A 12,923-nucleotide genomic window follows, 5' to 3' on the forward strand; every position below is an offset into this window, starting at 1 on the left:
CGATGCCTACGCCTGGCCCTGGCGCACCTGCTCGAAGAAGCAGACGGCGGCGCAGGCGGCCACATTCAGCGACTCGATCTGGCCCAGGTGGGGAATCACCACCTGGTGCGTCGCCATCGACAGCAGATCGTCGGCGACGCCCTGCCCTTCGTGGCCGAACAGCCAGGCCACCGGCTGGCGCAGGTCGACGTCGTACAGGCGCTGCGTGGCATAGCCGCTGGTGGCCAGCGTGGCCACCTTGGCGCCGGCCACCAGCGCGGCCAGGTCGACGTTTTCAAAGATGTCGAGCACGAAATGGGCGCCCATGGCCGCGCGCAGCACCTTCGGCGACCAGCAGAACGCCGTGCCGGCGCTGCAATACACCTGCGTGATGCCGGCGGCGGCCGCGCTGCGCAGGATGGAGCCCACATTGCCCGGATCTTGCAGGTTATCGAGCAGCACGGCCGACACGGACACGGGCTGCGTGACGGCCCGCTCCGGCGTCTCGATGAGGAACATCACGCCCACGCCGTGCTCGACCTGGCTGACGGCGTGGTACAGCGCGTCGGGCAAGCCCAGCACGTGCGCGCGCTGGCTTTCCAGCTGGCCGACGATGTCCGCCACTTCCGGGTTCCGCAAGGCGCTCTCGCTGACGATGCACTGTTCCGGCATGCCGCGCAGCTGCAGATACGACTGGCACAGGTGCACGCCGTCGAGCAAGGTGCGGCCCGACTTGCGCCGCGCCTGCGAACTGCCCGCCAGCTTCAGCAAATCCTTGTATTGCGCGTTGTCGCGCGAGGTGATCGTCTTCATGCCACCACCTCCTGCGCGCCAAACAGATCGATCACATTGCGCACGGGCGCGAACGAGCGGCGGTGCACGGGCGAGGCGCCGTGCAGGTGCAGGCGTTCCAGGTGCAGCTTGGTGCCGTAGCCCTTGTGCTGGTCGAAGCAATACTCGGGGTATTGCGCATGCAAATGCACGAGGGCGGCGTCGCGCGCCGTCTTGGCCAGGATCGAGGCGGCAGAGATGGAATCGACCTTGTCGTCGCCGCCGATGATCGCCATGCCGCGTATCGGCATCACGGGGCAACGGTTGCCGTCGATCAGGGCCAGGGTCGGCACGGTGGACAGCGCCTCGACGGCGCGGCGCATGGCCAGCATCGACGCCTGGAGGATATTCAGGCGGTCGATTTCCTCTTCCGACGCTTCGGCAATGGCCCAGGCCAGGGCCTTGGCCCTGATCTGCGGCGCCAGCAAGTCGCGCTTGGCTTCGCTGAGTTTTTTCGAGTCGCGCAAGCCGTCGATGGGCTGGTTCGGATCGAGGATCACGGCGGCGGCGAAGACGGGGCCGGCCAGCGGACCACGCCCTGCCTCGTCGACGCCGCAGACGATTTCGTCGAGCGAGAATGGCAAGTCGTCAAACAGGCCGGGATAGATATTTTTCACGTTGATTCTTTAATTGAAGCGATGCTCTGGGTTTATTTCCGATGACTGGCGATGACCTGCATGACGGCGTTGGCGCTTTCCTGCGCGCTGTCGCGCAGCAGGCTGTGGTGCATGTCCGTGAAGCGCTGCACCAGGCGCAAGCGCCCTGGCACGTCGCTCAGCTGCCGCCACATGGCGTCGGCCAATGCTTCAGGGCTGGCCGCATTTTGCAGCAGCTCGGGCACCAGGTAGTCGCGCGCCAGGATGTTCGGCAAGCCTATCCACGGCTGGTAGCCCATGTGGCGCATGATTTCCCACGACGCCCGCATCATCTTGTAGGCGATGACCATGGGCTTCTTGTACAACGCCACTTCCAGCGAGGCCGTGCCGGACGCCACCAGCACCGCATCGGCGGCGCAGATGGCCGTGTGCGAGCCGCCATCGGTGAGCAGAATCTCGACATCCTGCAGGCCCGCTTCGGCAATCAGTTGCAGGAAGTACTGGCGCTGCTTCTCGCCAGCCATGGGCGCGACGAAGCGCAACGAGCGGTCGCGCGCCAGCAGCAGCTTGCAGGCGCCGACAAAGGCCGCCGTATTGTATTTGAGTTCGCCCATGCGGCTGCCCGGCATCAGGGTCACCACGTTCGCATCCTCGGGCAAGCCCAGGGTGCGGCGCGCGGCCGCTTCGTCCGGCTGCAAAGGGATCATCTCGGCCAGCGGATGGCCGACATAGGTGACGGGCACGCCCGCCTTGCGGTAGATCTCTTCCTCGAAGGGGAAGATCACCAGCATGTGCGAAACAGCCTTGATGATTTTCTTGATGCGTCCACCGCGCCAGGCCCAGATCTGCGGCCCGATGTAATGCACGGTGGGGATGCCCCCTTCCTTCAACTGCTGCTCCAGTCCCAGGTTAAAGCCGGGATAGTCGGCGCCGATGAAGACGGCGGGACGCTCGGCCAGCAGCTGGTCGCGCAGCGCGTTCTGGATGCCCTTGATTTCGCGGTAGCGGGGAATGATCTCGAACAGGCCGCGCACCGTCAGCTTGTCCAGCGGCCAGTCGGAAACAAAGCCCTGACTGGCCATGTGCTCGCCGCCGATGCCGTGGAAGCGCGCGCCGGGCAGCTGCGGCACGAGGCCGGACAGCAGCCGGCTGGCCAGCAGGTCGCCCGACACCTCGCCGGCGACGATGGCGACCGAGAGGCCGCCTGCCTGGTCAGCGGACGATGCCACGCGACGCCACGCCAAGGAATTCGCGCATGGCGCGTATGTGCGGCGCCGCTTCGGGCGAGGCCACTTCTTCTTCGAACAGGGCCGCCTTGGCTTCTTCCAGGGTCAGCCCGGAGCGGTAGATCAGCTTGTACGCGGTGCGCACGCCGTTGATCTGCTCGCGCGTAAAGCCGCGGCGTTTCAAGCCTTCGATGTTCACGCCATGGGCCTGCGCCGGATTACCGCTCAGCAGCACGAACGGCGGCACGTCCTGCGTCAGGCTGGTACTCATGCCGACGAAGGCATGCGCGCCAATCTTGCAGAACTGGTGCACATTGGCGAAGCCGCTCATGATGACCCAGTCGCCGATCTCCACGTGGCCCGCCAGTTGGGCATTGTTCGAAAAGATGGTGTTGTTGCCCACCAGGCAATCGTGCGCCAGGTGCACATACGCCGAGATCCAGTTGTCGTTGCCCAGGCGCGTGACGCCGCCGCCCTGCACCGTGCCGGTGTTGAAGGTGCAGAACTCGCGGATGGTGTTGCGGTCGCCGATTTCCAGGCGCGTCGCCTCGCCCGCCCATTTTTTATCCTGCGGCTGCGCGCCGATGGAGGAAAACTGGAACAGGTGGTTGTCAACGCCTATCGTCGTGTGGCCGTCGATCACCACATGCGGGCCGACCTTGGTGCCGGCGCCGATGCGCACGTGCGGACCGATGATGGAATACGGGCCCACTTCGACCGAGCTGTCGAGCTCGGCCTTCGGATCGATCACTGCCGTGGAGTGGATGGCCGCCATGTTACTGCCCCGCTGGCTGGCTCGCAGACTGGCTTGCATCCTGCGCGCTGCGGATGGTGCACATCAGTTCCGCTTCCAGCGCGACCTTGCCGTCGACCGAGCCGACCGCCTTGTATTTCCAGATGCCGCGCGAGACGCGCAGGATTTCGACGTCCATCTTCAGCTGGTCGCCCGGTTCGACAGGACGCTTGAAACGCGCATTGTCGATGCCGACGAAGTACACCACCGAATTCTCATCGGGCTTGACGCCCATCGTCAGGAACGACAGCAAGGCCGCCGTCTGCGCCAGCGCTTCGATCATCAGCACGCCAGGCATGACCGGCTTGTGCGGGAAGTGGCCCTGGAAGAACTCTTCATTGACCGTCACGTTCTTGATGGCGGTGATGGATTTGTTCGCTTCCCAGTCCAGCACGCGGTCGACCAGCAGCAGCGGATAGCGGTGCGGCAGCAGCGATTTGATGGCCAGGATGTCGAGGGTCTTTTTTTCAGTAGTCATTTTTCGTCTTGCGTGGTCAGTGTTTTAATTGTTTTTTCAAGCGCGCGGATTTTCTCGCGCATGCTTGACAGGTTGCGCACGATGGCGGCGCTCTTTTCCCAGTCGGCGTTCTTGGCCAGCGGATAAAAACCCGTGTACTGGCCCGGTTCCGCGATCGAGCGCGACACCATGCTGCCCGAGCCGACGTGGACGCGGTCGGCGATCGTCAAATGGCCCAGCACCATGGCGGCGCCGCCAAAGGTGCAGTACTTGCCGATGACGGCGCTGCCGGCCACGCCGACGCAGCCGGCCATGGCCGTATGCGCGCCGATATGGCAGTTGTGGCCGATCTGGATCTGGTTATCCAGCTTGACGCCATCTTCGATGATGGTGTCGGCCAGTGCGCCGCGGTCGATGGTGGTATTGGCGCCGATATCGACATCGTCACCGATCACCACCCTGCCCGTCTGCGGAATCTTGATATATACGCCGCCTTCGTTGGCGAAGCCGAAACCGTCGGTGCCGATCACGGCGCCCGAATGGATGATGCCGCGCTGGCCGATCACGCAGCGCGCATGGAAGGTCACGTTGGCGAACAACTGGGTGCCGGCGCCGATGACGGCGTCGCGGCCCACGACGCAGCCAGGGCCGATGACGCAGCCGGCGTGCACCACGGCGCCCGCTTCGATCACGGCGTGCGCGCCGATGGATGCGCTGGCGTTCACCTGCGCTTCCGCGTCGACAAAGGCGCTCGGATGGATGCCCACCGGCGCCTTGATTTCATGCTGGGCGGCGAAATACTGCGCCGCGCGCGCGAAATACACATAGGGATTCGGGGTGACGATGCGCGCGCCGGCGTACTCGGCGCCGATCAGCGCATCGTCGGCCGGCGTGAGGATCAGCGCGGCAGCGCCGCTCTGGGCGGCCTGCGCGCGGAATTTGCTGTTGCTGAGAAAGCTGATGTGCGAAGCGCCGGCGTCGGCCAGCGGCGCGATACCCGTGACTTCCAGGTCAGGTTCGCCCGCCAACTGCCCGCCGAAGCGTTCGACCAAATCTCCTAGTCGAGTGCCCATCTGATTACCTTTATAAATATAAATACGCCTGACAATGCACGCAGCGCATGCACTGTCAGGCGTAAAACTATTACAGTTACTTGTCCAGCGCCTTCAAGACCTTGTCGGTAATGTCGATGCGCGGACTGGCCCACAGGGCTTCCTGCAGCACGATGTCATACCCTTCGATATGCGCCATCTGCTGGATGATGGTGTTGGCTTTTTCCGCGATGGCGCTGCGCTCTTCATTCGTGCGCTGGCTCAGGTCTTCACGGAATTCGCGCTGGCGGCGCTGCAATTCCTTGTCCAGCTCGAAAAATTCGCGCTGGCGCTTGGCGCGCTCCGCCTCGCTCAGGGTCGGCATGTCCTTTTCCAGCGCCTCGTTGGCCACCTTGAAGCGGGCAGCCAGTTCCTGCACGGCCTTTTCGCGCGAGCGGAATTCTTCGGCCAGCTTGGCGCTGGCCAGCTTGGCCAGCCTCGATTCGTTATAAATACGTTCGCTGCTGATCCAGGCGATCTTCGACTCCTGAGCCTGCGCCTGCACCGGCAACAGCGAACTCCAGCACAATGCAATCACGGCAAGGGACTTGGGCAGGGTAGCGGATGCGGTGTTCATGATACTCCATGGTCAAAAAGTAAAAGCTGGCGCCCGGGTCCAGAGGGCCGGTTAGAAACCGGTACCCATCTGGAACTGGAAGCGCTCCAGGCGGTCGGTCGGCTTGGCGTTCAGCGGCTTGGCATAGCTCAGCTTGAGCGGGCCCACCGGTGAAATCCAGCTGATCCCCAAGCCAGCAGAATAGCGCATTTGCGAAATACGCATTTTTTCGCCTTCCTGGTAGACCTGGCCGCCGTCGAGGAAACCGAACCAGCGCAGGCTGCGGTCATTGCCCGAACCGGGGAATGGCATCTGCAGCTCCGCGTTGGCGATCAGGCGCGAAGCGCCGCCCAGTGCATCGTTGGTGGACGGCTCGACCGCGCCCAGCGAGGAACTCAGGTAGCCGCGCACGGAACCGATACCGCCGCCGTAGAAGTTCTTGAAGACCGGATAGACGTGGTTGCCGATGCCATGGCCGTAGTCGATCTCGCCCTTCAGGGCCAGCGTGACCTTGCTGAACAGCGGACGGAAATACTGGTGCTCATAGATGGCACGGAAGTATTTCTGGTCGCCGATCAGGTCAGCCTCCAGATTGATGCGCTGGTAGCGGCCGATCGATGGCGTCAGGGCGCTGTCGCGGCTGTCGCGCTGCCATGCGGCCGTCAGCGGGATCGAGTTGGTGGTGGCCGAACCGATACCATCGGACGGGCCGCCGTTGTCGATCACATACTGGCGGAAGCGCAGCGGGCTGGTTTGATCCGTTTCGATACGCGAGCGCTCGGCGCCGATACCGAAGAAGACGGTATCCATTTCCGAGAACGGCACGCCGAAACTGACGCGACCACCGGTCTGCTTGATCTTGTAGCTGCCGATGTTCAGCGCCGGTGGTTCCGTCGTGCGCAGGTAGACTTCGAAGCTGCGCGAGATGCCGTCATCCGTGTAATACGGATTGGTTTGCGAAAACGCGATGGTGCGGCTGTAATGGCTGGTATTGAGTTCGATGCCGACCGTGTTGCCGCTACCGGCGAAGTTGGCCTGGGAAATCGAGGCCGACAGCGTGAATTTTTCCGATTGCGAGAACGCGCCGCCGATCAGGAAGTTGCCGGTCGGTTTTTCCACCACCGTCACGTTGACGTCGACCTGGTCGTTGGTGCCCTGCGCTTCCGGCGTGTCGATGGTCACGTCCTTGAAGTAGCCGAGGCGGTCGACGCGGTCGCGCGACAGCTTGATCTTGTTGCTGTCGTACCAGGACGATTCGAACTGGCGGAATTCGCGGCGGATGACTTCATCGCGCGTAGTGGTATTGCCGGCGATATTCATGTGGCGCACGTAGACGCGCTTGCCCGGATCGATGAAGAAGGTAAAGCCCACTTCATGCTTTTCGCGGTTGATCTCGGGATTGGCGTTGACGTTGGCAAAGGCGTAGCCGAACGTGGCCAGGCGGTCCTGGATGCGCTTGTTCGTCGCCGTCAGGCGCGCGCCGGAATAGATCTCGCCTTCGCGCATCAGGTTCAGGGCCTTCAGCTCTTCTTCGCGGCCGAACATCTCGCCTTCGAACTTGGTGCCGGCGATCTTGTATTTCTCGCCTTCGGTGATATTGATCGTCAGGTAGATATCTTTTTTATCGGGCGTGATGGAGACCTGGGTCGAATCGACCTGCATCTCGATATAGCCGCGATCGAGGTAGTAGGACTTAAGCGATTCAATATCGCCCGTCAGCTTGGTCTTCGAATACTGGTCGGCCTTGGTGTACCAGCTGAACCAGCCGCCCGTGTTCAGGGCCAGCTGCTCGCGCAATTCCTTGTCCGAAAACGCCTTGTTGCCGACAATGTTGATCTGCTTGATGCGGGCCACGTCGCCCTCGTCGACGGCGAATACCACGTTGACGCGGTTGCGCTCGATCGGCGTGACGGTGGTGGTGATCTTCACGCCGTACAGGCCATGCGACAGGTACTGGCGCTTGAGTTCCTGTTCCGCGCGGTCGACGGACGCCTTGTCGAAGATCTTGGCTTCACCCACGCCAATCTCCTTGAGTGCCTTGACCAGCACGTCTTTTTCAAATTCCTTGGTGCCGGTAAATTCCACCGAAGCGATGGCCGGGCGTTCCTCGACCAGCACCACCAGCACGTCGCCATCGACTTCCAGGCGCACATCCTTGAAGAAACCCGTCGCATACAGGGCCTTGATGGCGGCAACGCTCTTCTCGTCGGAGAACGTCTCGCCGACCCGCACCGGCAGATAGCTGAAGACAGTGCCCGCTTCGGTACGCTGGATCCCTTCGACCCGGATGTCCTTGACAGTGAACGGCTGGACGGCCAGCGCGTGGCCGGCACAGAAGGCCATGACGGCAGCGCCGATCAGGCTGCGGCGAAAGGAAGGCAAGGCAAAACGAGCAGAATGTAATTTCATTGGGGTTATTCAATGGTAAATCAATGGACAACATACACAAAAGATTGCTTGTGCGACTCACTCAATGGCATCAACCATCGCTTTAATTAATCAGCCGCAATACGTCATTGAAGACGGCAAGCACCATCAAGGTCAGCAACAGACCGATCCCCAGGCGTTGGGCAATCTCGCCTACGCGCTCCGGCAAGGGGCGTCCGGTCAAAACTTCCAGCGAATAATACAGCAAATGCCCGCCATCCAGAACAGGAATGGGTAGCAAATTCATCACGCCCAGACTGATACTGATGAAGGCGATGAAGCTCAGGTAGCTTATCAGGCCGATGCGCGCCGTCTGGCCCGCGTAATCGGCGATGGTAATCGGCCCCGTCACATTCTTCAGCGAAACCTGGCCGGTGATCATTTTACCCAGCATTTTCAGGCTCATCACGCTGGTATCCCATACCTTGGTGGTGGCCTTGCCCACGGCGGCGAACGGTCCCGATGCCACGGTGATCATATCCGGCACCTGGCCCAGCTTCGCCTGGATCTTACCAACTGTTACAGCTCCCCCGGCACCGGCGCCCGGCACGGCTTCGGGCGTGATGGACAGGTTCAAGTCCCGCCCTTGACGCAGCAGTTGCAATTGCAGGGTCCGGCCCGGCGCGCGGCTCAGGATATCGATGATGGCAGCGACGTCCTGCACGGGCTTGCCGTCGATGGCCAGGATCTGGTCGTCCTTCTGCAAACCGGCGCGCGCGGCGGCGCCACCGGGCATGATTTCCATCATGGTCGGCGCAGAGCGGGCCAGGGTCAGGCCCAGCTTGCCCAGCACGTCGCCTTCCAGATCCGCTTCCGTCAGGCTGGCCGTCGGCAGGTTCGCTTCCTGCACGCCGCGGTCGGGCCGGCGTACTTCGATGCGCGCCTGCTGCTTGTCGAGCGCGGCCTGGATCAGTTCCCAGCGCAGCTCGGACCAGCTGGCCACGGCCTTGCCATTCACGCTCTCGACCGTGTCGCCGCTGCGCAGGCCCGCCGTGTAGGCGGCCGTCTGTTCCGCCACGGAACCGAGCTTGCTCGATGGCTCTTCGATGCCATGCATGAACAGGCCCGCGTACAGCACGATGGCGACGAGGAAATTGGCCAGCGGGCCGGCGGCCACGATGGCGATGCGGCGCCACACGCTCTGGCGTGTGAATTCGCGGCGCAATTCGCTTTCCGGCAAGCCGCTCAAGTCCTGCGCACGGCTGTCGAGCATGCTCACATAGCCGCCCAGCGGCAGCGCGGAAATGGCCCATTCCGTCTGGTCCTTGCCAAACTTGCGCGAATACACCACTTTCCCCATGCCGATGGAAAAACGCAGCACCTTCACGCCGCACCAGCGCGCCACCAGGTAGTGGCCCAGCTCATGCAGGGTAATCAGCGAACCGAGCGCGACGATAAACGCCAGCAAGGTGGTAATGAGCGTCATGCGGCCAGCCTGCCGGCGATATACGCCTGCGCCGCCACCCGGGCCAGGCGGTCCTGTTCGATCACGGCCTCGATGCTGGAAGCGGCGCCATGCGGCACCGTCTCGATCACATGCGCAATCACGCGGTCGATCTGGCGGAAGCCGATCTGCAGGTCGAGGAAGGCTTGCACGGCCACTTCATTGGCCGCGTTCAGCAGGGCCGGCGCCGTGCCGCCCGCGCGCAAGGCGTCATACGCGAGCGCCAGGCAGGGGAAACGGCGGAAATCGGGACGTTCGAACTGCAGGGTGGCCACTTGCGCCAGGTCAAGCTGCGCCACGCCAGAAGCGATACGCTGCGGATAGGCCAGCGCGTGCGCGATCGGCGTGCGCATGTCCGGATTGCCCAGCTGGGCCAGCACGGAACCGTCGATATACGACACCATCGAATGGATCACGCTTTGCGGGTGGATCAGCACCTCGATCTGCTCCGCCGGCGCGCCGAACAGCCAGTGCGCCTCGATCACTTCCAAGCCCTTGTTCATCATGGTGGCCGAATCGACGGAAATCTTGCGCCCCATGGCCCAGGTCGGATGCTTGCACGCCTGGTCGGGCGTGACCTTGTCGAGCGTCTCGACGTCGCGCGTGAGGAAAGGGCCGCCGGAAGCCGTCAGCACGATCTTCGCCACGCCAGCGGCGCCAGGCGCGCGGCCATGGCCATGCGGCAGGCACTGGAAGATGGCGTTGTGCTCGCTGTCGATCGGCAGCAGCACGGCGCCGTTGTCGTGTGCGGCGTCGATGAACAGCTGGCCGGACATGACCAGCGCTTCCTTGTTCGCCAGCAATACTTTCTTGCCGGCACGTGCCGCCGCCAGAGTGGGCGCCAGGCCGGCCGCGCCGACGATGGCCGCCATCACGCCCGTGACCTGCGGCGCGCTGGCGATGGCGCACAGGGCGTCCACGCCGTACTCGACTTCGGTGGACACGCCCTGCCCGCGCAGCAGACGGGTCAGCTCAAGCGCGGCGGCCGCCGTGCCGACGACGGCGCGCTGCGGACGGAACTGCACGCACTGGGCGGCCAGTTCGGCCACCTTGCTGTGCGCACTCAGCGCGTACACGCTGTATTGATCGGGATGACGCGCGAGCACGTCCAGCGTGGAGACGCCGATCGAGCCGGTCGCACCAAGGATGGTGATGTATTGCATGAAAGAGTTCCTTAAAGCCAGCTGGCCACCAGGGCGGCGAACGGCAAGACCGGGATCAACGCGTCGATACGGTCAAGTACGCCGCCATGGCCAGGCAGCAGGTTGCTGCTGTCCTTGATGCCGGCGCGGCGTTTCAATTGGGATTCGAACAGGTCGCCGACGATGCTGGCGGCAACGACCAGCAGCAGCACCAGCAAGGCCACCAGCCAGCCGCGGCGCAGTTGCAGCTGCACGGCGAAGGTGTCTTGCAGGACCGGCAGCGATGGCGCGGCAACGATGGTGATGGCGGAAATGACCAGCACGGCGATGCCGCCGCCGATGGCACCTTCCCAGGATTTCCCTGGGGAAATACTTGGCGCCAGCTTGCGCTTGCCGAAAGCCTTGCCCGAGAAATAGGCGCCGATATCGGCGATCCATACGAGGGCCATCACGGACAGCAGGTACAAAGGGCTATGCAGGAACAAGGCGATGATGGCGACGAAGCAGCCGACGATGGTCACCGGATACACGAGGCTGAGCAAGGTATTGCCCAGGCCCTCGGTCGGGGGCAAGCCCGTCGCCAGCGACGGCACGAAACGGATCAGCCAGATGGCCACGCAGAGCGCGAACCAGAAATTGAGCTGCGCCATGCCGTTGCCGACAAAAAACGTATAGGCGAAGGCGGCGGTCCAGACGGCGGCGATCAGCAGCGCCTGGCGATTTTTGAAGATGCGGAAGCTTTCCCAGACGGCGGCGCCGAAGAACGCCGTGGCGATCACGGCGAAGGCGGGGAAATAATTCAGATACAGAACCGGCAGCAAGACCGCCAACAAGACCAGGGCGGTGATTATCCGTGTTTTCAGCATCAGTTTGTCTTTTCGGTTAATTGCGCGCTGGTACGGCCAAAGCGCCGTTCGCGCTGCTGGTAAGAGGCGATTGCCGCGTCAAGGCTGTCGCCATTGAAGTCGGGCCAGAAGGTATCGGTAAAAAACAACTCAGTGTACGCCAGTTGCCACAGCAGGAAGTTGGAAATACGCTGTTCGCCGCCCGTGCGGATAAACAGGTCAGGCTCGGGCGCATACGCCATCGCCAGATGTGGCGCCAGCTGCTCTTCCGTGTAGGCATGTCCGGCAGCCTGGCCACTGGTGGCTGGCTCTACCGTCATTTTATTCACCGCCTGCATGATGTCCCAGCGTCCGCCATAATTGGCGCAGATGGTCACCGTCAGACGTGTGTTGCGCGCCGTCTTGCGCTCGGCATCGGCGATCAGCGATTGCAGCTGCTCATTGAAGCGCGACAGGTCGCCCACCACTTTCAGGCGGATATCATTGGCGTGCATCTTCACCACTTCGCGTTCGAGCATGGTGACGAACAGGCGCATCAGCATCGACACTTCCTCTTCCGGGCGACGCCAGTTTTCCGAACTGAAGGCAAACAGGGTCAGGTAGCCGACGCCCCGTGCGAGACACGCCTCGACGACGCCGCGCACGGCCTCGGCGCCCTTGACGTGACCGGCCACGCGGGGCAGGAAGCGCTTGGTTGCCCAGCGACCATTGCCATCCATAATGATTGCCACATGGCGCGGCACCGTGCCCACCTCGGGTACTGCCGTTGTCGAACTCGAATAGATCATGAAAACGTTAATGCCAAAAATAAAAGATAGCTATTATGCGCCAAATAGCACTGCCCGGAAAAGCCATGCTTTCCCGGGCAGTCTGGAAGAAGCTGAAAACTAGACGGTCAGCACTTCTTTTTCTTTGTCGACGACCATCTTGTCGATGTCGGCGATGAACTTGTCCGTCAGCTTCTGCACTTCTTCCGACGAGCGGCGCTCGTCATCTTCGGAGCAGGCTTTTTCCTTGACCAGTTTTTTCAGCGACTCGTTTGCATCGCGGCGGATATTACGCACGGCAATTTTCGCGTCTTCCGCTTCGCTCTTGACCAGCTTGACCATTTCCTTGCGGCGCTCTTCCGTCAACGGCGGAGTCGGCACGCGGATCATGTCGCCCTGCGCCGATGGGTTCAGGCCCAGGTCGGCGTCGCGGATGGCTTTTTCGACGGTGGTGGCCATTTTTTTCTCGTATGGCTGCACGCCGATGGTGCGCGCGTCGATCAGGGTCACGTTGGCAACCTGGGTCAGCGCCGTCGGCGAACCGTAGTAATCGACCATCACGTGGTCCAGGATACCCGTATGCGCGCGGCCGGTACGTACCTTGGCCAGGTCGGCCTTCAGCGTTTCCAGCGACTTCGTCATGCGTTCCTGGGTGTTCTTTTTAACGTCAGCTAAGGACATGCTGCTCTCCTGTGGTGACGCCTGTCAAAACCTGCTGCGCGTCGGCACAGGCGGCTAGCGATGCTCACCGTACCTTGGTACGGCTGCG

At 62.6% G+C, this 12,923-nt stretch carries 13 protein-coding genes; all 13 read right to left on the reverse strand.

What is annotated here, in order from left to right; translation table 11 throughout:
• Positions 1 to 6 precede the first annotated feature (6 nt).
• The 13 genes from YQ44_RS14650 to frr all read right to left on the reverse strand — a co-directional run bounded on the left by YQ44_RS14650 (position 7) and on the right by frr (position 12,835).
• Entirely contained in the window at positions 7 to 792 is a 786-nt protein-coding gene (locus YQ44_RS14650) for a TrmH family RNA methyltransferase (RefSeq protein ID WP_071324014.1), read from the reverse strand.
• Positions 789 to 1,427 (reverse strand): ribonuclease HII, encoded by a 639-nt coding sequence (rnhB, locus tag YQ44_RS14655; protein WP_071324015.1) that lies wholly within the window; start codon positions 1,425 to 1,427, stop codon positions 789 to 791. The genes YQ44_RS14650 and rnhB overlap by 4 nt, the downstream gene beginning before the upstream one ends.
• Positions 1,428 to 1,459: 32 nt before the next feature.
• Entirely contained in the window at positions 1,460 to 2,635 is a 1,176-nt protein-coding gene (gene lpxB, locus YQ44_RS14660; RefSeq protein ID WP_071324016.1) for a lipid-A-disaccharide synthase, read from the reverse strand.
• Positions 2,619 to 3,407, reverse strand: coding sequence for an acyl-ACP--UDP-N-acetylglucosamine O-acyltransferase (gene lpxA / locus YQ44_RS14665; protein WP_071324017.1), 789 nt, complete (start codon positions 3,405 to 3,407; stop codon positions 2,619 to 2,621). The genes lpxB and lpxA overlap by 17 nt, the downstream gene beginning before the upstream one ends.
• 1 nt (position 3,408) lies before the next feature.
• Entirely contained in the window at positions 3,409 to 3,903 is a 495-nt protein-coding gene (fabZ, locus tag YQ44_RS14670; RefSeq protein ID WP_071324018.1) for a 3-hydroxyacyl-ACP dehydratase FabZ, read from the reverse strand.
• Entirely contained in the window at positions 3,900 to 4,955 is a 1,056-nt protein-coding gene (gene lpxD, locus YQ44_RS14675) for a UDP-3-O-(3-hydroxymyristoyl)glucosamine N-acyltransferase (protein ID WP_071324019.1), read from the reverse strand. The genes fabZ and lpxD overlap by 4 nt, the downstream gene beginning before the upstream one ends.
• 76 nt (positions 4,956 to 5,031) lie before the next feature.
• The gene (locus YQ44_RS14680) at positions 5,032 to 5,550 is read right to left on the reverse strand and encodes an OmpH family outer membrane protein (RefSeq protein ID WP_071324020.1); all 519 of its coding nucleotides are present in this window, start codon (positions 5,548 to 5,550) and stop codon (positions 5,032 to 5,034) included.
• A gap of 51 nt (positions 5,551 to 5,601) precedes the next feature.
• Positions 5,602 to 7,938, reverse strand: coding sequence for an outer membrane protein assembly factor BamA (bamA, locus tag YQ44_RS14685; RefSeq protein WP_071324021.1), 2,337 nt, complete (start codon positions 7,936 to 7,938; stop codon positions 5,602 to 5,604).
• An 82-nt stretch (positions 7,939 to 8,020) separates the two neighbouring features.
• Positions 8,021 to 9,382 (reverse strand): RIP metalloprotease RseP, encoded by a 1,362-nt coding sequence (gene rseP / locus YQ44_RS14690; protein WP_071324022.1) that lies wholly within the window; start codon positions 9,380 to 9,382, stop codon positions 8,021 to 8,023.
• On the reverse strand, positions 9,379 to 10,563 hold the full coding sequence (gene ispC / locus YQ44_RS14695; RefSeq protein WP_071324023.1) for a 1-deoxy-D-xylulose-5-phosphate reductoisomerase: 1,185 nt from the start codon (positions 10,561 to 10,563) through the stop codon (positions 9,379 to 9,381). Before ispC ends, rseP begins: the two co-directional genes overlap by 4 nt.
• Before the next feature lie 11 nt (positions 10,564 to 10,574).
• Entirely contained in the window at positions 10,575 to 11,408 is an 834-nt protein-coding gene (locus tag YQ44_RS14700) for a phosphatidate cytidylyltransferase (RefSeq protein WP_071324024.1), read from the reverse strand.
• Positions 11,408 to 12,175 carry a polyprenyl diphosphate synthase gene (uppS, locus tag YQ44_RS14705; protein ID WP_071324025.1) on the reverse strand — a complete coding sequence of 256 codons (768 nt, stop codon included), beginning with the start codon at positions 12,173 to 12,175 and terminating at the stop codon, positions 11,408 to 11,410. Before uppS ends, YQ44_RS14700 begins: the two co-directional genes overlap by 1 nt.
• Before the next feature lie 99 nt (positions 12,176 to 12,274).
• On the reverse strand, positions 12,275 to 12,835 hold the full coding sequence (gene frr / locus YQ44_RS14710; protein WP_046684961.1) for a ribosome recycling factor: 561 nt from the start codon (positions 12,833 to 12,835) through the stop codon (positions 12,275 to 12,277).
• Positions 12,836 to 12,923 lie beyond the last annotated feature (88 nt).

Source organism: Janthinobacterium sp. 1_2014MBL_MicDiv, assembly GCF_001865675.1.
Lineage (GTDB): Bacteria > Pseudomonadota > Gammaproteobacteria > Burkholderiales > Burkholderiaceae_D > Janthinobacterium.